The sequence below is a fragment of the Nocardia sp. NPDC055165 genome (assembly GCF_053606985.1).
Genome location: NZ_JBSGSS010000001.1, coordinates 112,357 through 137,912, shown reverse-complemented (window position 1 = coordinate 137,912; position 25,556 = coordinate 112,357). Strand labels below are relative to the sequence as shown.

General features: G+C 67.4%; 26 protein-coding genes. 17 read left to right on the top strand and 9 right to left on the bottom strand.

What is annotated here, in order from left to right; all coding sequences use genetic code 11:
• Nucleotides 1-89 precede the first annotated feature (89 nt).
• Both ACWFRF_RS00675 and ACWFRF_RS00670 read right to left on the bottom strand, forming a co-directional pair.
• Nucleotides 90-1,235 carry an LLM class flavin-dependent oxidoreductase gene (locus ACWFRF_RS00675; RefSeq protein ID WP_379313468.1) on the bottom strand — a complete coding sequence of 382 codons (1,146 nt, stop codon included), beginning with the start codon at nt 1,233-1,235 and terminating at the stop codon, nt 90-92.
• 88 nt (nt 1,236-1,323) lie between these two features.
• Nucleotides 1,324-2,196, bottom strand: coding sequence for a LysR family transcriptional regulator (locus tag ACWFRF_RS00670; RefSeq protein ID WP_378989911.1), 873 nt, complete (start codon nt 2,194-2,196; stop codon nt 1,324-1,326).
• A 71-nt stretch (nt 2,197-2,267) separates the two neighbouring features.
• Here ACWFRF_RS00670 and dapA point away from each other — a divergent pair, with 71 nt between their 5' ends.
• Nucleotides 2,268-3,158, top strand: a complete 891-nt coding sequence (dapA, locus tag ACWFRF_RS00665) for a 4-hydroxy-tetrahydrodipicolinate synthase (protein WP_378989913.1) — start codon at nt 2,268-2,270, stop codon at nt 3,156-3,158.
• Between the two features lie 66 nt (nt 3,159-3,224).
• A complete protein-coding gene (locus tag ACWFRF_RS00660) occupies nt 3,225-4,757 on the top strand; it encodes a DHA2 family efflux MFS transporter permease subunit (RefSeq protein ID WP_378989914.1) in 1,533 nt (510 codons plus the stop codon).
• A 62-nt stretch (nt 4,758-4,819) separates the two neighbouring features.
• Here ACWFRF_RS00660 and ACWFRF_RS00655 read toward each other — a convergent pair whose 3' ends face one another.
• Nucleotides 4,820-5,251, bottom strand: a complete 432-nt coding sequence (locus ACWFRF_RS00655) for a type II toxin-antitoxin system Rv0910 family toxin (RefSeq protein ID WP_378989917.1) — start codon at nt 5,249-5,251, stop codon at nt 4,820-4,822.
• A gap of 295 nt (nt 5,252-5,546) precedes the next feature.
• Between ACWFRF_RS00655 and ACWFRF_RS00650 the strand changes: the two genes are divergently transcribed.
• From ACWFRF_RS00650 to ACWFRF_RS00630, 5 genes are read left to right on the top strand one after another with little or no spacing between them, the layout of a single operon-like run.
• A complete protein-coding gene (locus ACWFRF_RS00650) occupies nt 5,547-6,926 on the top strand; it encodes a sensor histidine kinase (RefSeq protein WP_379317792.1) in 1,380 nt (459 codons plus the stop codon).
• On the top strand, nt 6,904-7,317 hold the full coding sequence (locus ACWFRF_RS00645; protein ID WP_378989920.1) for a roadblock/LC7 domain-containing protein: 414 nt from the start codon (nt 6,904-6,906) through the stop codon (nt 7,315-7,317). Before ACWFRF_RS00650 ends, ACWFRF_RS00645 begins: the two co-directional genes overlap by 23 nt.
• On the top strand, nt 7,314-7,664 hold the full coding sequence (locus ACWFRF_RS00640) for a DUF742 domain-containing protein (RefSeq protein WP_056817094.1): 351 nt from the start codon (nt 7,314-7,316) through the stop codon (nt 7,662-7,664). The genes ACWFRF_RS00645 and ACWFRF_RS00640 overlap by 4 nt, the downstream gene beginning before the upstream one ends.
• Nucleotides 7,639-8,241, top strand: coding sequence for a GTP-binding protein (locus ACWFRF_RS00635; protein WP_266289261.1), 603 nt, complete (start codon nt 7,639-7,641; stop codon nt 8,239-8,241). The genes ACWFRF_RS00640 and ACWFRF_RS00635 overlap by 26 nt, the downstream gene beginning before the upstream one ends.
• The gene (locus tag ACWFRF_RS00630; RefSeq protein ID WP_378989921.1) at nt 8,238-9,443 is read left to right on the top strand and encodes a cytochrome P450 family protein; all 1,206 of its coding nucleotides are present in this window, start codon (nt 8,238-8,240) and stop codon (nt 9,441-9,443) included. Before ACWFRF_RS00635 ends, ACWFRF_RS00630 begins: the two co-directional genes overlap by 4 nt.
• 74 nt (nt 9,444-9,517) lie before the next feature.
• On the opposite strand, the gene ACWFRF_RS00625 is transcribed toward ACWFRF_RS00630, so the two are convergent.
• Nucleotides 9,518-9,946, bottom strand: a complete 429-nt coding sequence (locus ACWFRF_RS00625; RefSeq protein ID WP_452448363.1) for a MarR family winged helix-turn-helix transcriptional regulator — start codon at nt 9,944-9,946, stop codon at nt 9,518-9,520.
• Nucleotides 9,947-10,065: 119 nt separating this feature from the next.
• On the opposite strand from ACWFRF_RS00625, the gene ACWFRF_RS00620 reads away from it, so the two are divergent.
• Nucleotides 10,066-10,647, top strand: a complete 582-nt coding sequence (locus tag ACWFRF_RS00620; RefSeq protein ID WP_379314324.1) for a DinB family protein — start codon at nt 10,066-10,068, stop codon at nt 10,645-10,647.
• Between the two features lie 45 nt (nt 10,648-10,692).
• On the opposite strand, the gene ACWFRF_RS00615 is transcribed toward ACWFRF_RS00620, so the two are convergent.
• The gene (locus ACWFRF_RS00615) at nt 10,693-11,088 is read right to left on the bottom strand and encodes a nuclear transport factor 2 family protein (RefSeq protein WP_056817088.1); all 396 of its coding nucleotides are present in this window, start codon (nt 11,086-11,088) and stop codon (nt 10,693-10,695) included.
• 127 nt (nt 11,089-11,215) lie between these two features.
• Between ACWFRF_RS00615 and ACWFRF_RS00610 the strand changes: the two genes are divergently transcribed.
• The 4 genes from ACWFRF_RS00610 to ACWFRF_RS00595 all read left to right on the top strand — a co-directional run bounded on the left by ACWFRF_RS00610 (nt 11,216) and on the right by ACWFRF_RS00595 (nt 13,669).
• Entirely contained in the window at nt 11,216-11,827 is a 612-nt protein-coding gene (locus tag ACWFRF_RS00610) for a TetR/AcrR family transcriptional regulator (protein ID WP_452448362.1), read from the top strand.
• Nucleotides 11,828-11,857: 30 nt separating this feature from the next.
• Complete coding sequence (locus tag ACWFRF_RS00605; protein WP_452448361.1) at nt 11,858-12,736, top strand: siderophore-interacting protein; 879 nt, start codon at nt 11,858-11,860, stop codon at nt 12,734-12,736.
• A gap of 97 nt (nt 12,737-12,833) precedes the next feature.
• A complete protein-coding gene (locus ACWFRF_RS00600) occupies nt 12,834-13,295 on the top strand; it encodes a MarR family winged helix-turn-helix transcriptional regulator (protein WP_379219523.1) in 462 nt (153 codons plus the stop codon).
• A complete protein-coding gene (locus ACWFRF_RS00595; protein ID WP_452448360.1) occupies nt 13,292-13,669 on the top strand; it encodes a DUF5313 family protein in 378 nt (125 codons plus the stop codon). Before ACWFRF_RS00600 ends, ACWFRF_RS00595 begins: the two co-directional genes overlap by 4 nt.
• Nucleotides 13,670-13,713: 44 nt before the next feature.
• Here the strand turns inward: ACWFRF_RS00595 and ACWFRF_RS00590 are convergent, their stop codons facing one another.
• Complete coding sequence (locus tag ACWFRF_RS00590) at nt 13,714-14,268, bottom strand: TetR/AcrR family transcriptional regulator (protein WP_378989925.1); 555 nt, start codon at nt 14,266-14,268, stop codon at nt 13,714-13,716.
• Nucleotides 14,269-14,483: 215 nt separating this feature from the next.
• Between ACWFRF_RS00590 and ACWFRF_RS00585 the strand changes: the two genes are divergently transcribed.
• From ACWFRF_RS00585 to ACWFRF_RS00570, 4 genes are all read left to right on the top strand, one after another.
• Nucleotides 14,484-15,722, top strand: a complete 1,239-nt coding sequence (locus ACWFRF_RS00585) for a cytochrome P450 (protein ID WP_379314319.1) — start codon at nt 14,484-14,486, stop codon at nt 15,720-15,722.
• Between the two features lie 57 nt (nt 15,723-15,779).
• Nucleotides 15,780-16,577, top strand: coding sequence for an N-acetylmuramoyl-L-alanine amidase (locus ACWFRF_RS00580; protein WP_379314318.1), 798 nt, complete (start codon nt 15,780-15,782; stop codon nt 16,575-16,577).
• A 420-nt stretch (nt 16,578-16,997) separates the two neighbouring features.
• Nucleotides 16,998-17,831, top strand: coding sequence for a carbohydrate-binding protein (locus ACWFRF_RS00575; RefSeq protein WP_379318202.1), 834 nt, complete (start codon nt 16,998-17,000; stop codon nt 17,829-17,831).
• A gap of 128 nt (nt 17,832-17,959) precedes the next feature.
• Entirely contained in the window at nt 17,960-18,352 is a 393-nt protein-coding gene (locus tag ACWFRF_RS00570) for a hypothetical protein (RefSeq protein ID WP_378631050.1), read from the top strand.
• A 56-nt stretch (nt 18,353-18,408) separates the two neighbouring features.
• Here ACWFRF_RS00570 and ACWFRF_RS00565 read toward each other — a convergent pair whose 3' ends face one another.
• Nucleotides 18,409-21,006, bottom strand: a complete 2,598-nt coding sequence (locus tag ACWFRF_RS00565; RefSeq protein WP_452448359.1) for an ATP-dependent Clp protease ATP-binding subunit — start codon at nt 21,004-21,006, stop codon at nt 18,409-18,411.
• A gap of 317 nt (nt 21,007-21,323) precedes the next feature.
• Between ACWFRF_RS00565 and ACWFRF_RS00560 the strand changes: the two genes are divergently transcribed.
• Nucleotides 21,324-23,387 carry an AMP-binding protein gene (locus ACWFRF_RS00560; protein ID WP_452448358.1) on the top strand — a complete coding sequence of 688 codons (2,064 nt, stop codon included), beginning with the start codon at nt 21,324-21,326 and terminating at the stop codon, nt 23,385-23,387.
• On the opposite strand, the gene ACWFRF_RS00555 is transcribed toward ACWFRF_RS00560, so the two are convergent.
• Complete coding sequence (locus tag ACWFRF_RS00555) at nt 23,370-23,993, bottom strand: TetR/AcrR family transcriptional regulator (protein WP_452448357.1); 624 nt, start codon at nt 23,991-23,993, stop codon at nt 23,370-23,372. The two genes, ACWFRF_RS00560 and ACWFRF_RS00555, sit on opposite strands and share 18 nt — an antisense overlap.
• 30 nt (nt 23,994-24,023) lie before the next feature.
• Entirely contained in the window at nt 24,024-25,451 is a 1,428-nt protein-coding gene (locus tag ACWFRF_RS00550; protein ID WP_378989934.1) for an amino acid permease, read from the bottom strand.
• Nucleotides 25,452-25,556 lie beyond the last annotated feature (105 nt).

Here is a 25,556-nt window from a genome sequence, read left to right as displayed (position 1 = left end):
AGTAGATCAGGCAAGCCCTTATGCCGCCGCCATCGCCGCCGACGCACCCCGACGCGGCCACCGAAATCGCCTACCGCCACGGCGGTTCGTCACAGTCGGCGGATTCCGCGTGCGACCTTGGCGAACGACGACCCGGTCAGGAGTCCCGTCCGCAGTTTCGGGTGACACGCGCCGAGGTCGACCAACACGGCGTAGGTCAATCCGTGGTCGCGCCGTTCGGCGATCTGGTCGAGCACCTCTGCCGGTGTGCCGACCTGGAAGACATCTCGGATCAACGACAGCGGTGCGCGTCGACCGTATTCCAGCGCGGTGGCCTCGTCGATGGTCTGCGGCAGGATGTCCTGGGCGCCGGAGAACGTGGGGCCCAACGGATGCTCGACGCCATGGCGTGCCCAGGCCTGCGCGGACGCGGCGAGCATGTAGGCGCGGATCACCGCCGAATCGAGGATCTCCTCGACAATCGTCTGCGACTTCGCGGTGATGATCCATTGCCACCCGGCCGCTTGGACCGCAGACGGGTCGCGTCCGGCATCCGAGGCCGCGGTCCTGATCGTGTCGAGCTTGTCGCGGTATTCGGCCGGGCTGCCCGGAAAGGCGGGCAGCCACGCGTCGGCGAATCGACCGGCCACCCTGAGCATGCGCGGTCCGTGCGCTCCCATCCAGAGCTCCGGTCGGGTACCGCGGTGCGGCGGCAGCGCGAAGACCGCGTCGCGGAGAGGGAAGAATTCGGAATCCCGGGAGATCGGCTCACCGTGGGACTCCCACAATGCCCGAATCGTCGCGACAGCCTCCTCGAAGCGCGCGACCGGGCGTTGCCAATCGACACCGTAGGGCTCGTTGTTCTCGCGTTCTCCCGGACCGATCCCGAGAATCGCTCGCCCGCCGCTGAGCAGATGCAAGGTCGCGGCGGCCTGTGCGGTCACCGCCGGATGCCTGCGACCGGCGTCGGTGACTCCCACCCCGAGCCGAAGCCGACTCCACCGATTCCGCGCCGCCGCGCGCCCGAGCAGGGTCCACGGTTCGTAGTACGCGTCCGCGACGGGAACGACCCGTGCGCCGCCCGCATGGCTCGGCTTCCACACCGACGAGGGAAACAACCCGATCAAGTGGTCGACGACCCACAGGGAGTCGGCACCGGTCGTCGCGGCAACGAACTTCGCCGTGCGGTGGGTGAGATCCGGCGCACCGCGGGAATGAAGACCCGGATCGACTATTCCGGTCCTGACTCGTGCCATGGGCTACTCCCACTACTCGATGTCATCACTGCGGTCTCCCTGTCGACCGGCTCGATTATCCCACCGATCGGCGGTAGGCCGGATGTGCCTAGCCCGCGGCGTGCAGGGCGAGCCGGGCGGCGTGGATCGCCGGATGCAGGCCGGTGCCGTTGCGGTATACGAGCTGGGTGTGGCGGCGGATCGGCAGGGGAGTGAGGGTGATGTGTTCGGGGGGTGCGTAGAGGGCGAGGGCGGGGACTATGGCGGTGCCCGCGCCTGCGGCGACGAGGGTCAGGACGGTGTCGAAGTCGTCGGCGTGGTGGCGGATGTGGGGGGTGAATCCTGTTGCCTGACAGGCTCGGATCGTCAGGGTATGGCACAGCGTGCCGGGGGTGCCCGCGATCCAGGGGGATCGGCGGTGTGCGGCCAGCGAGTCCTCGGTGGGCACGGGGCCCAGCGTGGCCAGGTAGACGGTTTCGGTGTGGAGGGGCTCGGTTTGCAAGGAGGGGTCCGTGTCGGCGGGGACCAGGTCGTAGTCGTGGGTGAGCGCGATATCCAGGGTCCCCGCGCGCAGGGCGTTCGGGATGTCGGCGGGGTCGATTTCGGTGACGGTGAGTTCCAGGCGCGGGTGGTCGGTGCTCAAGGTGACGAGGGCGGGCGACAGCAGGGTGCGCGCCGCGGTCGGAAAGGTGCCGATGCGCAGGGTGCCGGCCAGCTCGTCCCTGGTACAGGACAATTCGGCGTCGGCGTGTTCGAGGGCGGCCAGGATCGTTTCGGTGTGCCCGACGAGGAGCTGCGCGGCGGGGGTGAGAGCGACGCGGCGGCCCGAGCGTTCCAGCAGCGGGACGCCCGCTTCGCGTTCGAGCGCGGTGAGCTGCTGGGATACCGCCGAGGGCGTATAGCTGAGCGCCTCGGCGACCGCGGCGATGGTGCCGCGATGGGCGAGTTCGCGGAGCAGGCGAAGTTTGCGGACATCGAGCATCAGTTCAGCTTACGGTCGTCATCATGAATGTGAACTGGACCTGATGGTGGATCTGGCTCGACGATAGAGTCATGACATCGCTACACGGACTCTTCGTCCCTTTGATCACGCCGTTCACCGCCGACGGGGCCGTCGAGCCCGCGGCGCTGGAACGACACGCGCACGCTGTCCTCGACGCGGGTGCGACCGGACTCGTCGCGCTCGGCACCACGGCGGAGCCGTCCGCGCTCACTGCCGCCGAGCGTGCGCGAGTCCTGGATATCTGCGCGAGCGTCTGCGCCGACCGCGGCGCACCGCTGATCGCCTGCGCGGGCGGCAACGCCACCGCGGAATCGGTGCGAGCGATCGCCGAACTCGCGCGGCCCGTCGCGGCCGTGCTGGCGGTGGTGCCCTACTACGTGCGACCGAGCGAAGAAGGCGTGATCGCGCACTTCACGCAGTTGGCAGCGATCAGTCCGGCCCCTCTGCTCGTCTATGACGTGCCGCACCGCACCGGACGCCCGCTCAGCGGCAGTACGTTGATTCGTCTCGCGAATACCCCGAACATCGCCGGCTTCAAGCACGCCGTGGGCGGAATCGACGCGGCCAGTGTCGAATTGATGGCCGCCCATACCCCGGCGACAGTGCTCAGTGGCGACGACCGTTTCGCCTCCGCGCTGCTGGCTCTCGGCGCGCACGGCGCGATCCTGGCCGCGGCCAATATCGCGCCCCGTGAATACGCCGATCTCATCGAGGCATGGCACGCCGGTGACGTCGTCCGGGCCCGCGCGATCGGTGACCGTCTCGACGCGCTCGGTGCGGCCCTGTTCGCCGAGCCCAACCCGACGGTCATCAAGGCGGTGCTCGCCGAGCGTGGTCAGATCTCCAGCGCGGCCGTTCGGCTGCCGATGCTGCCGGCATCGAGTGCCGCGACGAGGGCGGCGCTCATGGCGAGCGAGGCGGCGACGATCACGCGGGTGTGACATCGACCAGATCACGAACAGAAAATTTCACTGGTCATCGGCAGCGAAAGGTGCTTGGGTTAACCGGTGACGAAACCTCCGGATATCGGCGCCGCCGCGCCCGATCACACTCCTGACAAGCTGGATGCCGCCGTGTTGAAGGTGGCGGGCGTCGTCGTCCTGGGCGCGGTGATGTCGATTCTCGACATCACGGTGGTCACCGTGGCGATCCCGACGTTCATGCAGGACTTCAACGCCTCCGTCGAGGTCGTCGCCTGGACCATGACCGGTTACACCTTGGCGCTGGCCTCGGTCATCCCGATGACCGGCTGGGCCGCCGATCGCTTCGGCACCAAACGCCTCTATATGGCGGCGCTGACCTTCTTCATCATCGGGTCGGTGCTGTGTTCGATGGCGTGGAGTATCGAGTCGCTGGTGGCCTTCCGTGTCATCCAGGGCATCGGCGGCGGCATGCTCATGCCCCTCGGTATGACGATCATGACCCACGCCGCGGGCCCGCAGCGGATCGGGCGGGTGATGGCGGTACTCGGCGTGCCCATGTTGCTCGGCCCGATCTGTGGCCCCATTCTCGGTGGCTGGCTCATCGACTCCTTCAGCTGGCACTGGATCTTCCTGATCAATCTGCCGCTGGGCATCGTCGCGCTGATCCTGGCCTGGATCGTGTTCGCTCCCGACAAGCCCAAACCCTCGGAATCGTTCGACTTCCTCGGCATGCTGCTGGCCTCGCCGGGTCTGGCGCTGTTCCTGTTCGGTGTCTCCTCCATTCCGGAGAAGGGCACCGTGATGGCCTCGCGCGTGCTGATTCCGGCGATCATCGGCGCGGCGCTGCTGGTGGCGTTCGTGTTCCACGCGCTGCGCACCGAGCATCCGCTGATCGACCTGCGGCTGTTCTCCAACCCGTCGCTGCGGTACTCCGTGCTCACCATGTCGCTGTTCGCGACGGCGTTCTTCGGCGCCGGCTTCCTGCTGCCGAACTACCTGCAGCAGGTGCGCGGGGAGACGGCGTTCGACTCCGGTCTGCTCATGGCCCCACAGGGTATCGGCGCCATGCTGACGATGCCGATCGCGGGATTCCTGGTCGACAAGATCGGCCCCGGCAAGATCGTCATGTTCGGCATCACCTTCATCACCCTCGGCTTGGCCGGGTTCACCCAGCTGGGCGCCGACACCTCCTACCTGCTGATCGGTGGCGCGCTGTTCGTGATGGGTCTGGGCATGGGCTGCACCATGATGCCGGTGATGACCGCCGCGATCCAGACGCTCTCGCACGCACAGGTCGCGCGCGGTTCGACATTGATGAACATCATCAACCAGACCGCGGCGTCGATCGGCACGGCGACGATGTCGGTCGTGCTGGCCGCCCAGCTCAACGATCACCCGGAGGCGAAGGTCGCTATCGGCGCCAACGCCCGGCCCGATCTCGCCGCGCAGGTTCCCCCTTCGGTCATCGAGCAGGGACTCGACCTGGCGGCGACAGCGTTCAGCAACACGTACTGGGTCACCGTGGTACTCGCTCTGCTGACCCTGATCCCGGCGTTCTTCCTGCCGCGAACCAAGCCGAAGGCGCCGATCGACGCCGAAGCTGTGGCGCTGGCCTGATCGGTCATACGCGGAAAGCCCGGACGGAACTCTCTGTTCCGTCCGGGCTTTCGCGTCGGGATTCAGCCGTAGAGCTTGACGAACATCTCCAGTGAGCGCTCGATATCGCCGCGCAGGGCCTTCGCGACGGCGGACCCGATCGGGCCGAACAGCGGCGCACCGCCCAGGTCGATGTCGACACTCACCTTCGACCCGCTACCGCTCGGCTCGACGAGCATGCCGAGGCCGAACTTGGTGCCGCCGATACCCGTGCCGGTGAGGGCGAGCTTGCGCGGCGGTTCGGCGGTGCGCACGGTCCAGGTGACTTTGTTGCGGAAGCCCTTCACGCGGGCGATGCCGGCGACAACGGTGCCCGGCGTCAGCTCCTCGGGCAGTGTTCCGCGCCAAGCCTCGTGAATGGTCAGCCAATCGCCGAGGTGCGGAAGGTCGGACGCGTGCGCCCAGGCCTGGTCCGGTGGGACGGGGACATCGACGGAAAGCTTCAGTTTCGCCACGCCCGGATAATATCCGGTACCCGGGGTTCCGCGAGCATCGGCTCGAGGCATAGCGAACCAGAATAGATCAACTGTCCAGTAGCGTGCAATGTTTCGAGCGGGAAACATGATGTCGGACAGGAAGATCCGTGTCGCGATCGTTACGTGTGCTGCTAATGTGTGCGGGTCGCTGGAATCGGGGCGTGTGAATCGGGTATCCGAAATCACCCCGCGGTGGACAGTGAATGCCTCGGCGGGCCGGCCGGCGAGGGCCACCGGCAACAGCGCCGTGTGGTCGAGGACGACGAAAGATCTGATGAACTCAGGAATTGCGGTGCTGTTGCTCGTCATCGGTGCGCCGCTGTTACTGCTCGCGATCGCGGTCAGTGTCATGGCCATGCGGAACGAGCGCCGACAGCGGCAGCGAGCCGACGCCGCCATCCGGGAACGCCTCGCCTGCGAGAACGCCCTCATGCAGCTGGCGCAGGGCACCTTGCCCGCGATCACTGCCGCGGTGCGTCGCCACGAGATCCCCTCGGTCGCGGTGGATCTGCCGGTGGAACTGGGCGATTCGCAGTTCGGCCAGGCGCTGCAGTGGATTGCCACGGGTCATGCCGAAGACCTGCGCGTGGTCGCCGAGGAAACCAGGGCGATGGTCGAGCGCTATGGCGAACAACGTCGCCTCGGTGAGATACAGGACGCCCGGGACCAGACCCGCGGTGAGCTCTCGGCATCCTCGCGGGCGGCCACGAGCGCCGCGGTGCGCTCCTTCGGCACCTCGGTGGTGAGCCTGGGCACCGACCTCGGACAGGTCGTCAGTGCCGCACTGCGCGAACATCGCGACGACGCCATCTACGAAACGCTCACCCGGATCGACCACACCGTGCAGCAGATGATCCGGCAGGCGCAGTCCTATGTGATCGTCTCCGGCGGTCTGCCCGGCCGCCGGTGGCCACAGCAGTCGCTCACCGATGTGGCGGGCGGCGCCACCGGACGGGTCAGGGAATTCCTGCGGGTGCGCGCGGCGCAATCGGACCGGATCGTGATCAGTCGCGCGGTCGAACCGCTCGTGCACACCATGGCGACCCTGCTCGACAACGCGCTGCGCTACTCACCGCCGTCGTCGTTCGTCGAGATCGGTTTCCAGGAGGGCCATCACGGCGTCACCGTGATCATCGACGACGCGGGCATGCGGATGAGTCCCGAGCAGCTCGAGGACGCGCGCCTGGTACTCAGCGGCGAACGCCCGGTCGACATCCACGATCTCGGCCCCGCGCCGAAGGTCGGCTTCCCCGGCATCGCGGCGCTGGCCCGGCGCTACGGATTCTCCGTGCACGTCGACGGGCCCAACATCTTCGGTGGCATGCGGGCCATGGTGTATGTACCGTCGGCGCTGCTGGTGAGCGGCGACGCCCCGCGGCTGCCCGAGCCCGAACTCGCCGCGCCCGCGCACATTCCCGTGCCGGTCGCCGAGATCGAATCGCCCGGCGCCGACGTTCACGAGATCACCAGCGGCGGGCTGCCCAAGCGCCGCCGCAGACCGGTTGCCCCGGATTCGGCGGGGGTAACGACAGAGTCGGGGCACGCGCGCCCCGACCTCGCCGCTGCCTGGCGCAGCGGATCCCGCAGCGGTCGTGCCGCTGCGGCCGAGCGAACCACGGAAGGAACAGCCGATGAGCACACCGGTAGCCGATAGCACCAACCGATTGGCGTGGCTGCTCGAGGATCTCGAGATCCCCGGCGTCCGCTTCGCGGTCCTGCTGTCCGAGGACGGACTGCGCATCGCCCACTCCCGTGGCGTGAGCAAAGACGACGCCGAACGGTTCGCCGCGGCGGCCTCGGGCCTGCGCTCGCTCGGTAAGGCGCTCGGCGAGTTCTGCGGCGGCCCGTCGAACGCGGTGCGCCAGAACATGACCGAGTACGACGAGGGCATGATCATGATCACCGCCGCCGGTGTGGGCGCGCTGCTCGGTGTCGCCACCACCGCCGATGTCGATGTCGCGCTGGTGGCGCATCGGATGAACGAACTGGCCTCGCGCGTGGGTCACGAGATCGGCAGCGCGCCCCGCCTAGGCGGGAGGAATTGAGCCGCGGCAGGCGCGATCCCGATCTGGTGCGGTCCTATGTGCGCACCGGCGGGCGGGTGCGTGCCGCCCATGACCTGGATTTGGTGACCCTGGTCCGTGCCGTCGAGGACGCGCGTCCCGATCACCGCCCCGACGAACGTCGCCTGCTGGCTCTCACCAGCCGCCGCGGCGCTCTGTCGATCGCCGAGCTGTCGGCCTATCTCGACCTGCCCGCCTCCGTCGTGAAGATCATCGTTTCCGATCTGCTCGACAGCGGTCACCTGCACTGCCCCACCCCGGCACAGGTGAAGCCGGAACTCGCATTGATCAAGGAGGTGCTGCATGGCCTCCGCGCCATCGCGGGATGAGGTCGACTACGTCGCGGAAACCGTGACACGGTCGGTGAAGATCCTGGTCGCAGGCAATTTCGGTGTCGGCAAGACCACCTTCGTGTGCGGGGTGTCCGAGATCAGGCCACTGCGCACGGAAGAGACGATCACCGAGGCCAGTATCGGTGTCGACGACATGGCGGGTCTGGGCAGCAAGGTGTCGACCACTGTGGCACTGGATTTCGGCCGCATCACCCTGAATCCCCAACTGGCGCTGTACCTGTTCGGTACGCCGGGCCAGGAACGATTCGCCCCGCTGTGGGAGGAACTGGCTCGTGGTGCCCTCGGCGCGCTGGTGCTCGTCGACACCCGCCGTATCGAGAAGGCCGACGACGTGCTCTCGGCGCTGGAACAGCGTGGCGTGCCGTACGCGGTGGCGGTGAACGAATTCGAAGGATTCCGGCGCTACCCGCTCGAGGAGGTGCGCGAGGCGCTCGACCTCGCGCCCGAGACTCCGGTGATCGCGCTCGACGCACGTCGCCGTGATCAGGGCCTGCGCGCACTGATCACGCTGGCGGAATACCTCTTTCGCAGACAGGAAGCAACAGCGTCATGACGGTCGATATCGCCGCCGACGAACGGGTGGCGATGTGGGCACCCGAATTCGCCGCCGACCCACAGGCGGCGTACCAGCGGATGCGCAGGCGGTTCGGCTCGGTGGTGCCGGTGGAGTTGTCGCCGGGCATCCGGGCCACGCTGGTGATCGGCTATCACACCGCTGTGCGCATCCTCAACGATCCGGAGCACTTCCCGGCCGACCCCCGCATGTGGCAGCGCGACATCCCGCTGGACTGCCCGGTGCTGCCGATGCTGCAGTTCCGCCCAGCCGCGCTGCGCACCACCGGTGCCGAGCACACCCGATACCGGCAGGCCAATGTCGCCGGGATCGCCGGGGTGGATCTGTACGCGATGCACAGCACCGTCGAACAGTTCGCCATCCCGCTGATCAACAGCTTCTGCGCGACCGGGTCCGCGGACTTGCTGAGCCAGTACGCGTTTCCGCTGGTGTTCCAGGCGCTGAACTCGATGCTCGGGTGCACGCCCGAGATCGGGCAGCAGGTCGCCACCGGGATGGCACAGATCTTCGAAGGTGACGACGCCGAGGCGGGCAACAACCTGCTCGCCTCCGCACTGGCCGATCTGGTGGGGTTGCGCCAGCGCGAACCCGGTGACGACGTCGCCACCCGCCTGCTCCAGCACCCGGCGGCGCTGACCGACGAGGAAATGGTGCACCAGCTGCTGGTGCTCTACGGCGCGGGCATCGAGCCGATGCTGAACCTGGTGGTCAACACCTTGCGGCTGATGCTCACCGACGACCGGTTCGCCGGAGATGTGCTCGGCGGCAGCCTGTCCACACGCGACGCGCTCGACGAAGTACTGTTCACCGACCCGCCGCTGGCCAACTTCTGCATGACCTACCCGCGTCAGCCGATCCTGGTCGAGGACACCTGGCTGCCCGCACACGAACCGGTCGTCATCAGCATGTCGGCCTGCAACAACGATCCGGCCATCGCCGGGCGCGATGTCGTCGACAATCGGGCGCACCTGGCCTGGAGCGCGGGGCCGCACGGCTGTCCGGCCAAACCGGTGGCGTACCTGATCGTGCAGGACGCGATCGACCAATTGCTCGACGCGCTCCCGGAATTGAGCCTCGCCGTGCCGGTCGAGGATCTGGTGTGGCGGCCCGGCCCGTTCCATCGGTCGCTCGCGGCGTTGCCCGTGAGTTTCCCGAAGACACCGCCGCTGCCGATGCCCTGAATTCGCTCGCGAGGGCCCGACAGAGCGTGGGTCAGGACAAGGTCGCGTGACGCTCCCCGAATCGGTCGGCGCACTCAGGCTGCGAGCCGAGCGAGCAGGCGTCTGAGGACGGTGGCTTCTTCCGCGGCCAGGGTCGAGTGCAGGAACTGGTCCTCGGCAACTCTGATGCGTTCCTTGGTCTGTGCGTACAGAACACGTCCGCTCTCGGTCAGTCCGACGGTGCGCTGACGCTTGTCACTCGCACGAGAACGCGTGACGAGCCCGCGCACGGTCAGATCGTCGAGATGCTTGCCCAATCGCGTGGGATCGCGACGGGTGCGGCGCGACAGCTCTACCTGTGACACGCCCTGTGCCGACGTCAGTTCGCTCATGATCGCGTACTCCCACATCGACAGCCCGGCCTCACTCAGAATCGGTTCTTCCAATGCCGCCAGCTGCGGAAACACGCGAGCCATCAACGCGGCCAGATCTGGCTCGTCCTTCGCGTCGCTCTGCTCTGCCATGGACACCCTCTCCGATATCGTCTACCGTGGTAGAGGATCTAGCGCATCTACGCCCGATGCGTTCAGCATCTCCTACCGGACCGGCGACCGTGGAAGCGAGCTATGCGGTGGATGTATCCATGCTGCACACCCTGACCGAAGACCTGGCCTCGTTCCTGTCCGAGGTGACCCATGGCGATCTCAAATGTCCACTGCCGCATGGCACCGGCGACATCGGTGATCTGTACCTGCGCCTGATCGAGCAGAATCTCAGCATCGCCGCAGCGACCGCGGGTGATCCGACTCTGCACGGACCGTCGATCGCACCGATGGACAGAGCATCCCTTGATGTCTCCGTGGACAAGTGCTACGGCGATGCCGGACTCGACGCGGGCTATCGACGGACTGCTCGGCTCATGGAGAACGCGTTCGCCTCGGTGACGGACGCGAGCCGGCTCATTCGAATGAAGGGGGCCGGTGGGGCGGTCGACATCGAGACCCTTTACGAGGAACAGATCAGTAGCGCGGTGATACATACCTGGGACATCGCCCAGGCGCTCGGAGGCCTGCCCTATCAACCGGCCACCGACGTGACCCAGCGGATCCTGCGGGCAACCGTCGTGCGGATGACGCAGACTCACGCCACCTCTGCCGAGGGTGAAGTGGCCGATGATGCGGGCGCCTTCGAGTGTGTGCTCACCCTGACGGGACGCGTGCGCTGACGGGTTCGGCGCGATGTCGGTGACCTCCGGCGAACGCGCTGTGGCTCAGGCGATCTCGGCGGGCGCGGTCAGCGCGGCCTGCATGGCCACGCCGTCGACGTAGGTGTGCTTCGCCTTGACCGCGCCGTCCTCGACGGTGACCATGTCCGCGATATCCACATCGACGGCGCCGCCGGTGACGGAGGTGCCCGACAGCTTCCATCGCACCACCCAGAAGTCGTCGCCGACGCGCAGGTCGACCTGGGTGAAAGTCAGATCGGGGACGAGGGCGAAGGTCTCTGCGGCGGCGGTTCGGATTTCCGCGCGCCCGTGCGCGGGTGCGCCCCCGGAGTGCAGGTGGAAGACCGAATCGGGCGTGTGTAGCGCGGCGATCCGGTCGGGGTCGCGCTCGGCCCAGCAGGCGTGATAGCGCTCGAACAGATCCTTGGTGGCATCGGACATAGTCCCCAAGCCCTTCCAATATACAAACAGGATGACTGTATGTTCCCGAATCCGGTGTGGCCGGTCAAGGGGCGAACGGCCTCGGATCTGCCGCGACCCTCGTCCTGTCCTAGACTTCGACGTCGCCATGAATCCTGATCGCCGGACCCAAGCCGAACGCTCGGCCGCCACGCGTGCCGCGGTGATCCGTGCCGGGCGAGAGCTGTTCGGGCAGTTCGGGTACGGGGCGGTGAGCACGATCGCGGTGGCCGAGGCGGCCGGGGTCAGTCGCGGCGCGCTCTATCACCAGTTCGGCGAGAAGCGGGATCTGTTCGAGGCGGTGTTCGAGGATCTCGAGCGCAGCTTGGTAGAGGTGATCGCCGCCGCCGTGGCCCAGGCGCGTGCCGAAGATCCGATCGCGAGTCTGATCGTGGGCTGCCTGGCGTGGTTGGAGGCGTCGACCGCGACCGAGGTGCGCCGGATCGCGCTGCTCGACGCGCCCGCGGTGCTCGGGTGGGCCCGGTGGCGCGAGATCGAGTTGCGGCACACCATCGGCCTGGTGGAGAACGCGATGGCCGGTGCCATGGCCGCCGGCCGGATCAGGAAGCAGCCGGTGCGGCCGCTGGCGCTGGTGGTGGTCGGTGCGCTGGACGAGGCGGCGCAGTACCTGGCGCATTCGGCGGACGCGGGGGATATCGTCGCTGTCCGCGCGGTGATCGAGCAGCTCATTTCCGGCCTCGCCGTCGATCAGGGCGGGTAGTTCACAGGCTCAGTAGGTTAGGCTTGCCTAATGACGACTGGGACTGTGAATCGACCGGCCATGGTCTACGCGCCGCTGACGGTTCGTCGCGCGGTACGGCTGACGCCGCGGATGGTGCGGGTGACCCTCGGGTGTCCGGACCCGGCCGCCCTCGTCGACGCCGGGCCCGACCAGTACACGAAGCTCTTCTTCCCGCTGCCGGGCAGGCCGCGCCCCGTCGTGCCACCGCCACTGGACGACTCGGGCAGCGTGATGAGTTGGTACCAGCGCTATCTCGCGATGCCCGACGAGATCCGCCCGCCGATGCGGACCTACACGGTCCGGGCGCAGCGGCCCGAACTCGGCGAGCTCGACATCGATTTCGCCCTGCACGCCGAGCATGCGGGTCCCGCCTCGGACTGGGCGTCGACCGCGGTGCCGGGCGACGAGATCGGCCTGCTCTGCCCGCCGCACGCGCTCTACACCCCGCCCGCCGACCCCGAGTGGCAGCTGCTCGTCGGTGACGAGACCGCCGTTCCGGCGATCGGCGCGATCATCGAACGCCTCGCCGTGGGAGCGCGAGCGCGAGCGTTCATCGAGGTCGAAGGTCCGGCCGACGAGCAGAGCTTCGAGACCCGCGGCGACGTACGGATCGAGTGGGTGCATCGCGGCGATCGCCCGCACGGCGACGCGGTGGTCGCCGCGGTCCGTGCGGCCGAGCTCCCCGCGGGCGTGCCCTACGCGTGGATCTCCGGTGAGGCCGACTTGGTGAAGCTCACCCGGCGGAATCTGGTCCGCGACCGTGGTGTCGACAAGCGCGCGATCACCTTCACCGGCTACTGGCGTCAGGGTCGTAGTGAGGAGGACAACGGCCGCGAGAAGGTGCGCCGTGCTGCCGCCGGTGAGCCACTGGTCCTCGACGAGGACTGACGCGCATCGTCCCGCCGCCCATCTGTGATGCCACTAATAGTTATTGCACTAACTATTAGTGGCGTAATAGTGTGTGGGCTGAGAAAGGTGGTGGACGATGCAGGAGCTCGACGACCCGCTGCGGCTCGACCGGCAGGTGTGCTTCGCCCTGGCGGTGGCCAATCGATCCGTGCTGGCGGTCTACCGGCCGCTGCTCGAACCGCTCGGCCTGACGCATCCGCAGTATCTGGTGATGCTGGCCCTCTGGGGTGAGGCGCCGATGTCGGTGAAGGCCGTCGCCGAGGCGATCCAGCTCGACTCCGCGACCTTGTCACCGCTGCTCAAGCGACTCGAATCCGCCGGTCTCATCACCCGCCGCCGCGATCCGCACGACGAGCGCACGCTGCACATCGACCTCACCGAGGCGGGCCGTGACCTGCGTGAACAAGCCGAGCAGATCCCGCCCGCCGTCGTGGCACGCCTCGGCGTGAGCCTGGCGGACCTGGAAGAACTGCGCGATGTCCTCGGCCGGGTGAACGCGGCCGCGCGACGCGCATCCGATGTGAGGGAGCAGCAGTGAGCAACTCGACCCCGAATCTCTGGCAGCGCGTTCGCTACATCACCGGCGGAACCCTGCCGCTCTCGATGTCGGACTGGGTGCTCGCCGACCTCACCGGCCCCGGCGCGACCCGCCGATACCTGATGCGCTTCCTGCTGCCGGTGCTGCCGGTGCTGTGCCTGTTCTTGCTGGTGCCGGGCCCGCTGTGGATAGGGCTGTCGATGATGGCGCTGCTGTACCTGCCGCTGGTCTACTTCACTGTGGCGTTGGTCTACGTGTACCGGCGGCACCGCCTGGTCAGCCATGGCTTCGATCCCGAGTTGGCCAACGAGGCCGAACGCCGTCGGACCGAGGCCGAACGCGTTGCCTACGAGAGTCGCCACCACCGCGGCTGAGCGGAGCCGCGACGGATCGAGGACGCGTGGACCGAACGGGGGAGTCAGCCCGCACGCAGGGTGGGCCCGACGAATCGTTCGACCAGGTGACGTTCCGCCGTGGCGTCGGGCAGCGGCCAGGTGAGCAGCGACAACACGACGCGCACGACCCAGCCCGCGGCCTCGTCGTCGGGGGCGATCCGGGTCAGCGCGGTTGCGATGTGACCGAGTTCCGGTGCGCCGGCGAGGAATTCGTCGGTGTCGGGGGAGCGGTGGCGGATCAGCCACTGGCGCAGCACCGGGTCGGCACGGATCGCGGCGACGGCGGCCAGGATCGCTTCGACGGGTCGTCGGCGGGGCGGGACCGAGTCGACGACCGCCTCCACGCGCGCGACGACAGAGCCCGCGGCCCGGACCATCACGGCGCGTATCAGTCGTGGTTTGCCGCCGACACAGCGATACAGCGTCGCGCGCGAGCACCCCGCGGCCGCGGCGATGTCGTCGGCGGTGACGTTGTCTATGCCGCGTTCGAGGAACAGCGCGAGGGCGGCGCGTTCGATGCGGTCGACCGCGATGGTGCGTCGGTCACCGCCGGCCAGCCAGTCGACTTGGTCGCTCACCGGGGAACCTCCACTCGTGTCTGTCTCAGGGTGAGACGTTCGATGGAATCTGTCTAGCCGAATCCGGCCAGGCTGAGGGGTTTTTCGACGAAGTACGCGGCGGATTGCGGGGCAACGCGGTCGCTGGGCTGTCTCATCTCGAGACAGTCGTTGACCACATGCCTCTGCGCGGTACACGGTGAGCGCCGACAGCCCGACCAGGAAAGGCGGCAGCCGTGACCACGGACCTCGAAGCGATCGACCTGTTCGATGCGACGGTGCTCGACGACCCCTACCGGATGTATCGCGCCCTGCGTGAACAAGCGCCGGTCTATCGGGTACCCGGCACCGATTTCTTCCTCGTCGCCTCGTGGGCCGAGGTCACCGAGGCGACCCGGCGCCCCGCGGAGTTCTCCTCGCATCTGACCGGCGTGCTCGTCGCCCAGCCGGGCGCGGCGCCGATGACCTTCGACCTCGACGCGACCGGGCAAGCGGTCCACGTGCTCGCCACCGCCGACAGCGACGTCCATGCCGTTCACCGCGGCATCGTCGGACCGGCTCTGGCCAAACGGGTGCGCACGCTCGGCCCGTTCGTCACCGCCCTGACCGAACGGCTGTGGGCGGAAGAACTCGACGGCGATCGGATCGACTGGGCCACCGGGGTCGCCGATCGTTTGCCGCTGGCGCTGATCGCCGAACTCGTCGGTCTGCCGGGGACCGATGTCGCGAAACTGCTCTCGCTGGCCTACGACTCCACCGAGATGCTGGGCGGTGTCGTCGCCGAGGGCCGGATGACCGAGCTGATCACCTCCGCGGCCGAGCTCGCCCACTACGCGTACCTCGCGATCGGCAATGCGAAAGACCGTGTTGCCGATCGAGATTCGCCGCGAAGCCTGCTCGAGGTGCTTGTCGCCGCGATGGATGCGGGCACGATCGACGAGCAGCAGGCGGTACTGATCGTGGTGCAGCTGATCGGTGCGGGAGGGGAGTCGACCGCGGGTCTGATCGCCTCGGCGGCGCGACTGCTCGCCGCCGACCTCACTCTGCAGACCCGTCTGCGTGAACGCCCCGAGCTCGTCCCCGCGTTCCTCGACGAGGCACTGCGCCTGGAGTCACCCTTTCGTGGCCACCACCGCCACGTCATGGTCGATACTCGGCTCGGCGGTGTCGAGCTGCCCGCGGGCAGCCACCTGCTATTGCTGTGGGGTGCCGCCAATCGCGATCCCGCCGTCTACCCGGATCCCGATATCGTCGATCTGGACCGGCGGCGCGGCCGTGCCCATGCGGCGTTCGGTGCGGGTGCCCATTTCTGCATCGGGTCCGCCTTGGCTCGGCTGGAAGCGACCGCCGCGATCACCCTACTGCTCGAACGCACCGAACGGTTCGAGCTGATCGAGCAGGAGCCGCCACGCTGGGTGCCCAGCCTGTTCGCCCGTCGCCACGCGACTCTTCCGCTGCGCATCACCCGGCGCTGAACACGGGTTCGGCGGGGACGAGGCCGGGTCGTCGGCACGGTGTGGCACGGTGTCGGGGTGCGTCCCCGTCTGTTCCTGCCCGCCTGCCTGCTCGCGGCGACAGCGCTGTTCGCCGGCTGCGCGTCCACCACCACGGACGCGAACCCGGCGACGTCGACCGCGACGGCCGTTTCCTCGGAGAGTGCCGTGCCGCCGACTTCGCCCGCCGTGAACCACACGGTTGTCCTCGATCCCGGTCACAACGGTGGCAATGCCACCCATCTCACCCAGATCAACGCACCGGTGCCCGATGGGCGCGGCGGCACGAAGGCCTGCAACACCACCGGGACCTCGGCCGCCAGTGGCTACACCGAGCACGAGTTCACCTGGGACGTCACCCTGCGAGTGCGCGACCTGCTCGCCGCCCGCGGTGTTCGGGTGATCCTCACGCGCGCCGACGACACCGGCGTCGGACCGTGTGTCGATGAGCGCGCCTCGATCGCGAATGAGTCGGGCGCCGACGCGGTGGTCTCGATCCATGCCGACGGCAATACCGGTGCGGACGCGCACGGATTTCACATCGCCTACGCCGAACCTGCGCTGAATCCGGTGCAGGCCGAGGCGGGGACGCGACTGGCGAGGGCGTTGCGTGATGCGATGATCGCCGGTGGCGCGGTGCCCTCGACCTATGTGGGATCGGCGGGACTGGATCCACGGGCGGATCTGGCCGGGCTCAACCTGGCCGAGCGACCGAGCGCGCTGGTCGAATGCGGGAACATGCGCTCGGCGACCGACGCCGCGCTCATCGAGACCCCCGAGGGCCGGGCTCGCTACGCCGAACTCGTCACCGCCGGAATCCTCGCGTTCCTCGGCTGATTCGGGCGCCCGTCCGCCTATTTCGGAGGAGTCGCGCAAAGTTCGCCAGGCTCCCTGCTGTGGGTGCTCGCCCTCGAACAGTAAGACAGCTTGTTGTCGACATGGCTACCTATCTACAACCGATGGCAAATCTGTACACCCCGCACAGCAGCGAGATTAACCGGCCGTTTGCTTCGGATGGATACCGGTTGGTTCCAAACGCGGATATTCGCTGTATTCGCACAGTTGGGAAATTATCCGCGAATACCGGCCGGTAGCAGTATTTTTCGCTACCGGGACGGTTGACGGATGATCTTCGTAACCCTAATCTTCGGAATCACAGTTCGATATCGAAGTGTTCAGTGTCATCGCTCGAAATGTTTCCCGGACGGCAAGCCTGCCCCTGTCGTCCTCCGCGTGCGTTTCCAAGGAGTATTGATAGTGAGAAGTCGAATCCTGTTCTTCGCCGGAGCAATGGCATTGGCGCCCATCGTCACCGCGTTGGTGCCCGCCGGGAGTGCCACCGCGCACGGTTGGATCACCGGACCCGCGAGCAGGCAGGAGCAATGCGCCCGTGGCCTCGTGCCCTGCGGCGCGGTGAAATACGAGCCGCAGAGCGTGGAGGGACCGAAGGGGCTCACCACCTGTAGTGCGAACAAATACCCTGAGCTCGACGACGACAGCCTCGGCTGGGTGCCGCAGAAAGTCTCCGGCAGTGCGAGTTTCACATGGAAGAATACCGCGAATCATCGCACGCTGAATTGGGAATACTTCATCGGCAACACCAGAATTGCTGTGTTCGACGGCCGGAACGAACAGCCGTCCATGGAGGTGACCCATACCGTTGATTTGTCGAGTTATTCCGGCCGTCAGAAATTGCGCGCGGTCTGGAATATCGGTGATACGGCAGCGGCCTTCTACAGTTGCGTCGATCTCGAGGTGAGCGGCGGGGGCGGCACACGGCCGCCGACGACCACCCCGAAACCCACCACTTCCCCGCCGACCACCAATACCCCGGCCCCGACCACCACACCGCCTACGACCACGAAACCCCCAGCTACAACCACGAAACCGCCGGTGACGACTACCCCCGGGCACGAGCATCCGACAACCACGGCCGCCCCCGGCGGATCGCCGTGGCGTCAGGGCGCCACCTATGCCATCGGCGACAAAGTCACCTATCAGGGCGCGACCTATAGCTGCAGGCAGGCGCACACCGTGCACGACCCGAATTGGACGCCACCGAACACTCCCGCACTCTGGTCGCAGCTGTAGCCGGCGCGACGAGGTCGGCGAAACGGTTCGTGTGTTCTCCCACCATCGGTCCCGCGATGGGGTGAGGATGGGGACCGACTCGCCGGCCTCGCGTTCGGTCGGCCCCGCAGCACAAGGACGTGAGAAATATGAGTGACAGGAAATTCGCCATCACCGTTGCTGCCCTCGGGACGGCGATGCTGGCCGCGACCCTCGGTGCACCCACCGCCTCGGCCGGAGTTTCGCAATTGACGGTGAAACCCAACCTCAGCGTCGGCTCGGCAACCGACTACGGCACCGGATGCACCCACCAATTGCTGGCCAGGCTCAGTGTCGGCATCATTCCTGTCGCCTTCTACGACAACGGCGCGCTGCTGGCCGTGGTCGCGCCGACCGACGGCGTCGCCATGTTCAACTGGGTGCCGTCCTACACCGGCGCCCACACGATGACCGCCGTCCAGGACGGCATCGCCAGCAGCGCGAATGTGACGGTCGGCCGGGGCTTCCGCTTCGGGGAATCCTGCGTGGTCACCGGCGGCTGACCCCATGACAACACTGTGGCCCGGTTCGTACGAACCGGGCCACAGTCGTCGTTTCGCTACTTCGACGCGAGCTTCTTGTCGTCACCCTTCTTGCTCGCGGCCTTCTTGGCGGGTTTCTTGGCCGGCTTCTTCGCCGCGGGCGCGGGTGCGGAACCATTGGTGTCGGGCTTACCGCCCGGGTTCATCGCCGTGACGACCAGATCGTCGTCGGCGGTGTCGACCTTCACCGTGCCGCCGGGATCGAGCCCGCCGTCGAGGAGCAGCCGCGAGACCCGGTTGTCGAGCTCTTTCTGCACCGTACGGCGCAACGGTCGCGCACCGAATTCGGGCTGGAAACCGCGCTCGCTCAACCAGTCCACCGCGGACTGACTGATCTCGAGTTCGATGTCCTGGGCGGCGAGCATGCGCCGGGTGCGATCCAGGATCAGTTCGACGATCTGTTCCAGCTGCTCCTTGTCCAGGCGATGGAACACGATCTGCTCGTCGATCCGGTTGAGGAACTCGGGTCGGAAGTGCTGGCGCAGTAGCTCTTCGAGCTGCGGCACGATGGAGTCGAGGTCGCCGGGTGGCGCCTCGAGGATCAGGTGCGACCCGATGTTGGACGTCATGATCACGATCGTGTTCTTGAAATCGACTGTGCGGCCCTTGGAATCGGTGACGCGCCCGTCGTCGAGCAATTGCAGCAGCACATTGAACACATCGGGGTGGGCCTTCTCGACTTCGTCGAACAGGATCACCGAATACGGCTGACGCCGCACCTTGTCGGTCAGCTGGGCGGCATCGTCGTAGCCGACGTATCCGGGCGGGGCGCCGACCAGTCGCGAGACCGTGTGCTTCTCCTGGAACTCGCTCATGTCGAATCGGATCAGGCGATCCTCGTCGCCGAAGACCGCTTCCGCGAGGGCCTTGGCGAGCTCGGTCTTGCCGACACCGGTGGGGCCGAGGAACAGGAACGACCCGATCGGCCGGCTCGGGTCCTTGAGTCCGGCCCTCGCTCGGCGCACCGCCTCGGCGATCGCCACGATGGCCTCGTTCTGCCCGATCACCCGCTTGTGCAGGACGTCTTCGAGCTGGAGCAGGCGCTGCTTCTCCTCGGCGGTCAGATCGGCCACCGGAATGCCGGTGCGCTTGGAGATCACCTCGGCGATGTCGACGACATCGACGATCGGTTCCGACGACGTCGCACCGGACTCCTCCAGCTCCTCCTCGGCGGCGGCGATGTCGGCCTTGAGAGCCGTGGCCTTCTCGTAGTCCTCGTTGTCGACCGCGGCGTCCTTCTCCCGGTACAGCCGCGCGATCGCCTCGTCCCTGGCCTTCACCGCCGGGTCGGGGGTGCCCGAACGGAGCCGGACCCGGGCGCCCGCCTGGTCGATCAGATCGATCGCCTTGTCGGGCATGAACCGGTCGGTGATGTAGCGATCCGACAGCTGCGCGGCCGCGACCAGCGACTCGTCGGAGTAGCGCACCTGATGGTGCTCCTCGTACACATCGGCCAGGCCGCGCAGGATCTCGATGGTGTCCTCCACCGAGGGCTCCGAGACCATCACCGGCTGGAACCGGCGTTCCAGCGCGGCGTCCTTCTCGATGTATTTGCGGTACTCATCGATGGTGGTCGCGCCGACGACGTGCAGATCGCCGCGGGCCAGCGCGGGCTTGAGCAGGTTGCCCGCGTCCATCGAGCCCTCACCACCGCCGCCGGCGCCGACGATGGTGTGCAGCTCGTCGATGAAGATGATCAGCTCGTCCTTGTGCGCACGGACCTCGTCGAGGATCTTGGTCAGCCGCTCCTCGAATTCGCCGCGGTACTTGCTCCCGGCCACGAGCGAGCCGACATCGAGTGCGATGACGCGGCGGTCGGCGAGGGTGACCGGCACGTCCCCGTTGACGATGCGCTGGGCCAGCCCCTCCACGATCGCGGTCTTACCGACCCCGGGATCACCGATCAGCACCGGGTTGTTCTTGCGCCGCCGCGACAGGATCTCGATGGTCTGCTCGATCTCCTCCGCGCGGCCGACAACCGGGTCGATCAGGCCCTCGCGGGCTTCGGCGGTGAGATCACGGCCGTACTCGTCCAGCGTGGGCGTGTCGGATTCTGGCTGCTGCCGCTTCGACGGCGCGGTCGCCATCGGGGTTCCCGGCGCGGGGACGCCGCCGCTCTGGGTGGCCGCGATCCCGGCGACCAGCGCCTGCGCGGCGACGCTGTCGGGGAGTGCGGCGATGCCGAGCAGGATGTGCTCCGGGCCGATGTAGCTGCTGCCTGCCTGGGCCGCCTGGCGCTGGGCGGCGCGCAGCGCGACCTTGGTGGCAGGGCTGAGCGTGATGTCGGCGAGGTCGTCTTCGCTGGGCCTGCCGGTGTCGAGGTAGTCCTCCATCTGCTCGGCGACCTGGTCGGGATCCAGGCTGAGCTCGGCGACGATGCTGCGCCCGGGTTCTGCTTCGGTGGCCGCGTACAGCAGGTGTTCGGGAGTGATTTCGGGGTTGCCCCATTCCTGGGCCGCCTCGCGAGCGGTACCGACCAGCAACTTCGCGTTGTCGGTCATCAACTTGCCCAGATCGATGCGTTGTACCGGTGGCTTCGAGGACATTCCGGAACCGAAGAATCGCTGGAAGATGTCGTCGAAAGGGTCCCGAGAACTCGGCCAATTTGCTGTCATGCCCACACCTCTTCGCTCGTCGCGCCGTGTGTCACGGCGACTCATGCAGATCGGGTCGGTACTGCCAGCAATACTTCGGCATCCTCGAAGGGTGTGCAAGGGATTGGACAGTTTCACATCGGCGATGTCGGCAGGTGTGGCGCACAAACCAAAATCCGGCCGAAACGCTCCCGAACCACCGGTTTTGTCTGATTCTTGATGACAGGGCGCCGCAGCCGGGTAGCGTGGCGACCCGCGAGGTGGTATCGGCCGCAGCGCCCATTTTTGCCCGCCGACCAGCTGGGTCGAACAGGCCGACGGGAAGTAGAGCACGGAGTTTGGTCAACGACGTCATCGATGTCAGCGCGGATTTCACGATCGCGCGTCAAGCGTTGTGGGATGTACTGCTCGATCCCCAGAGCTACCCACGCATGTTCACCGGGATCGGCAGTTGCGAACCGGTGGAACGTCCCGACGGCGCGGTCCACTGGCAGGTGCGGGTCGGGTCGGCGAGCGGCGGTATCCGCACGCACGAGTTCATTCTCGTGATCGGCCGCTGGTACGAGAGTTTCGAACTGCGCAGCCCGGTCCTCGGCAGTTTCGCCGCGATCCGCTTGCGTGGCGATCAGCAGCGCACGCGCCTCGATATCACCCTGTTCGCGACCGCGCGGATCCATCCCTTGCTCGAGCAGGGCGGCAACTCGCTGGTCACCGACTGGGTGAAGGCGGGGCTACGCCGTACCGCCGACTCGATCGCGGGCACCCGTTCCTCGGTGGTGGTCAACGCCGAACGCTCGATGGTGCGCCGCAATGCCGGCGTGGCGCGCAGCATCGCGGCCACCGGCCTGATGCGGCCCGAGCCGATGTCGATCGTGAGACAGCTTCGCTCCCTGTCGAAATGGGGCTTCAACCTGGCCGGTGGGTACGCGGCGGGCGCGGCGTACGAACCCGATCGGCTCGCGCTGATCGATGCGGGCGGTCATCGCACTTTCGCCGAGGTCGACGCCAGATCCACCGCGCTGGCCGCCGCGATGCACTCGATCGGTCTGCGCAAGGGCGACGCCATCGGCCTGCTGGCGCGCAATCACGCGGGCATGGTCGAAACCATGGTCGCCGCGGGCAAACTCGGCGTCGACGTGGCGCTGCTCAACGCGGGATTGTCGGGGCGGCGGATCGAGGAGATCGTGCAGCGGCACCGGCTGAGCGCCGTCTTCGTCGACGGTGCGCTGGAAACGCTGATCCGCTACCTGCACAGCGAGGTACCGCGCTACACCACCGACGACTGTCCGCCCGACCCCGACCGCACCACGATCGACGACCTGATCACCCAGGCGCACACCGACTTCCCGGTGCCTGCCCATCCCGGCAGGCTGATCGTGCTCACCTCCGGCACCAGCGGTTCGCCCAAGGGCGCGCGCCGCCCGCACGCCAAGGGGTTCGGCACCATCGCCGCGCTGCTCTCGCGGATCCCGCTGCGGGTGGAGGAGGTCATGCTCATTCCCGCGCCGCTGTTCCACACCTGGGGTCTGGCCGGGTTGCAGCTGAGCACCGCGTTGCGCGCCACCGTGGTGTTGTCGGACGGTTTCGATGCGATGGATTGCCTGCGCGCGGTCGCCGAACACCGGATCACCACGTTGATCGTGGTTCCGACGATGGTGGAACGCCTGCTCGAGGTTCCCGACGAGGTCCGTGCGGGCTTGGACCTGTCGAGCCTGCGATTCGTGGTCAGCTGTGGTGCGCCGCTGGCCGGCGCCACCGTGTTGCGATTCCTGGACAGCTACGGCGACGTGCTCTACAACGTGTACGGCTCGACCGAGGTCTCGTGGGCCAGCGTCGCCACCCCCGACGACCTGCGGGTTTCGCCCACGACGGCGGGTCGTCCGCCGCTGGGTACCCGGGTCGCGGTGCTCGGTCCCGACCTGCGGCCGGTACCGGTCGGCTCCACCGGCCACATCTTCGTCGCCAACCACATGCTCTTCGACGGTTACGTGAACTCCGCGCCGCCGGAGGAGGCAGACGGCATGCTCGACACCGGCGACCTCGGCTATCTCGACGCCGCGGGACGGCTGTTCGTGGCGGGCCGCGACGACGAGATGATCATCTCCGGTGGCGAGAACGTCTTCCCGCGACCGGTCGAGGAGGCGCTCGCCCACCTGCCGCAGATCAGCGAAGTCGCCGTGGTCGGCGTCCCCGACCGGGAGTTCGGTCAGCGGCTGGCCGCGTTCGTGGTGAAACGCGAAGGGGCGGGACTGGATTCGGACATGGTGCGGACCTACATCCGCAACCGGCTGAGTCGATTCTCGGTCCCGCGTGATGTCACGTTCCTGAGCGCGCTGCCACGCGGGGAGACCGGCAAGATCCTCAAGCGGGTGCTCGTACCCGGGTCAGCGCTGAGCGAGTAGCAAGCGCACCGCACGCTCGATCGTCGCTGATGCCTGCTCGCCCGACAGTCCGCGCCGGTCCTGCAGGTGGTGGCGCGTCGGCCAGGCCAGGGCGCCGTCGACCAGATCGAGCAGCTCGTCGTCGAGTTCGCCGTCGGAGCGCGACAGTTCGGGTGCGAACAGCGCGGCCAGTACGGCGCGGATGCGTTCGTCGGTGCGCCGCATCCGTGCGTCGATCGCGTCGATCGATCGAGATTCCTGCAGACCGGGCAGCCGGGGCACGCGCTGCAGGTCGAAGATCGCGGCGCTCTGCGCGACCGCGACCCTGATCCGCTCGGCCAGGGCAGGCGAGGGGTCAGCGACGACCAGGCACCCCTCGACCATGTCGGACTGGCGCTCCGTCGCGGCCACCAGCAACGCTTCGCGGTCGGGAAAGTGCACGAAGACACTGCGTTCGGAGGTGCCCGCCCTGGCGGCGATCTCGCGCGCGGTCGGTGCGAAATCGCCCGCGGTCACCGCAGCGAGCAGTCCGTCGATGATCGCTTCGCGCGTTTTCGCGGGATCGCGCCGCCGCCGCGGCGCGCGCGCCTGCCCCGCGCCCGCCGCGGCGTCCTGCTCCGATCTCATCGACCCATCACAGCACAGTTCGCTGTCGGCCTACTTGCTCGGCTCCGGCGCGGTCCGGTTCATCACCGAGTGCTTGCGCGAATAGGCGAAGTATACGATCAGCCCGACGACCAGCCAGCCGAGGAAGCGCACCCAGGTCTCCCACGGCAGTGACCAGATCAGGTAGGCCGAGAAGCCGATCCCGACCAGCGGGATCACCGGCATCAGCGGCAGCCGGAACGAACGCGGAGCATCGGGCCTGGTGCGCCGCAACACGATCACCGAGACGCACACCACGATGAAGGCCATCAGGATGCCGATATTGGTGAGCTCGGCGACGGTGTTGATCGGCAACACGCCGGCCAGGATCGCCGCGCCGAAGCCGACGATCCAGGTGACCCTGGTCGGGACCTTGCGGGTGGGGTGGGTCTTGGCGAACCAGATCGGCAACAGCCCGTCGCGGCTCATCGCGAACCACACCCGGGTGACGCCGAGCATGAAGGTGAGCACCACGGTGATGATGCCGACGATCGCGCCGACCGCGATGATGTTGGCGACGCCCGGCATCCCTACCGATTCGAACGCGGTGGAGAAACCGCTGGTCGGGCTGATCTCGGTGTACTTCTGCATACCGGTGAGCACGAGCGTGGCCAGCACGTAGAGCACCATCGCGATCGCCAGGGAGTAGATGATCGCCTTGGGCAGGTGCTTGCGCCCGTCGATGGATTCCTCAGCGGCGGTGCTCATCGCGTCATAGCCGAACACGGCGAAGAACACCGTCGCCGCACCCGTCCACACCGCGCCGGTGCCGAACGGGAAGTACGGCTCGTAGTTGGCGCTGTCGATATGGAACACCCCGAGCACCACGATGAGCACGACCAGGGCGACCTTGATGCCGACCGCGACCGTCTCGAACCGGCCCACACTGCCGATGCCGCGCGAGAGCACCCACGCGGTGCCGAGACAGAACAGCACCGCGAACAGGTCGATCACCCGGCCGTCCCCGGTATCGGGCGCGCCGAGCATCCACTCCGGCAGGGTCAGCCCGATCTGATCGAGCAGGAACCCGAAATAGCCCGATACACCGATCGCGACCACCGCCGCCACCGCGATGTACTCGAGCAGCAGATCCCAGCCGATGAACCAGCCGGCGAGCTCACCGAGGGAAACGTAGCCGTAGGTGTAGGCCGAGCCCGCTTTCGGGACCATGCCCGCGAATTCGGCGTAGCACAGCGCTGCCGCGGCGCTGGCGACACCGGCGATCAGGAACGAGATCAGAACTGCCGGACCGGTGACCGAGTGCGCGACCGAGCCCGCCAGCGTGAAGATGCCCGCGCCGATGATGCCGCCGACGCCGATCGCGGTGAGCTGCCAGAGCCCGAGTGATTTGGCCAGGCGCTCGTCACTGGGGATCTCGTCGTCGACCTCGATCAATGGTTTGCGGCGCAACATCTGGGTGCGCAGCTCTGCGAAAGACATTCGCGTTTCCTTCCATCGGCGCACACCGCCGCGTCACGGTGGGCTCATCCGAGTACACCGCCACGCGCAACCACGGGCGTCGAGAGTGAATAATGTTCAGCGGCG

What these genes read in the sequence shown, in the direction of transcription:
- ACWFRF_RS00675 (WP_379313468.1), bottom strand. Translation starts at nt 1,235, where the DNA reads ATGGCACGAGTCAGGACCGGAATAGTCGATCCGGGTCTTCATTCCCGC.
- ACWFRF_RS00605 (WP_452448361.1), top strand. Translation starts at nt 11,858, where the DNA reads ATGACGACTGGGACTGTGAATCGACCGGCCATGGTCTACGCGCCGCTG.
- ACWFRF_RS00610 (WP_452448362.1), top strand. Translation starts at nt 11,216, where the DNA reads ATGAATCCTGATCGCCGGACCCAAGCCGAACGCTCGGCCGCCACGCGT.
- ACWFRF_RS00550 (WP_378989934.1), bottom strand. Translation starts at nt 25,451, where the DNA reads ATGTCTTTCGCAGAGCTGCGCACCCAGATGTTGCGCCGCAAACCATTG.
- ACWFRF_RS00620 (WP_379314324.1), top strand. Translation starts at nt 10,066, where the DNA reads ATGCTGCACACCCTGACCGAAGACCTGGCCTCGTTCCTGTCCGAGGTG.
- ACWFRF_RS00615 (WP_056817088.1), bottom strand. Translation starts at nt 11,088, where the DNA reads ATGTCCGATGCCACCAAGGATCTGTTCGAGCGCTATCACGCCTGCTGG.
- ACWFRF_RS00625 (WP_452448363.1), bottom strand. Translation starts at nt 9,946, where the DNA reads ATGGCAGAGCAGAGCGACGCGAAGGACGAGCCAGATCTGGCCGCGTTG.
- ACWFRF_RS00645 (WP_378989920.1), top strand. Translation starts at nt 6,904, where the DNA reads ATGAGCACACCGGTAGCCGATAGCACCAACCGATTGGCGTGGCTGCTC.
- ACWFRF_RS00570 (WP_378631050.1), top strand. Translation starts at nt 17,960, where the DNA reads ATGAGTGACAGGAAATTCGCCATCACCGTTGCTGCCCTCGGGACGGCG.
- ACWFRF_RS00565 (WP_452448359.1), bottom strand. Translation starts at nt 21,006, where the DNA reads ATGACAGCAAATTGGCCGAGTTCTCGGGACCCTTTCGACGACATCTTC.
- ACWFRF_RS00630 (WP_378989921.1), top strand. Translation starts at nt 8,238, where the DNA reads ATGACGGTCGATATCGCCGCCGACGAACGGGTGGCGATGTGGGCACCC.
- dapA (WP_378989913.1), top strand. Translation starts at nt 2,268, where the DNA reads ATGACATCGCTACACGGACTCTTCGTCCCTTTGATCACGCCGTTCACC.
- ACWFRF_RS00650 (WP_379317792.1), top strand. Translation starts at nt 5,547, where the DNA reads ATGAACTCAGGAATTGCGGTGCTGTTGCTCGTCATCGGTGCGCCGCTG.
- ACWFRF_RS00555 (WP_452448357.1), bottom strand. Translation starts at nt 23,993, where the DNA reads ATGAGATCGGAGCAGGACGCCGCGGCGGGCGCGGGGCAGGCGCGCGCG.
- ACWFRF_RS00600 (WP_379219523.1), top strand. Translation starts at nt 12,834, where the DNA reads ATGCAGGAGCTCGACGACCCGCTGCGGCTCGACCGGCAGGTGTGCTTC.
- ACWFRF_RS00670 (WP_378989911.1), bottom strand. Translation starts at nt 2,196, where the DNA reads ATGCTCGATGTCCGCAAACTTCGCCTGCTCCGCGAACTCGCCCATCGC.
- ACWFRF_RS00635 (WP_266289261.1), top strand. Translation starts at nt 7,639, where the DNA reads ATGGCCTCCGCGCCATCGCGGGATGAGGTCGACTACGTCGCGGAAACC.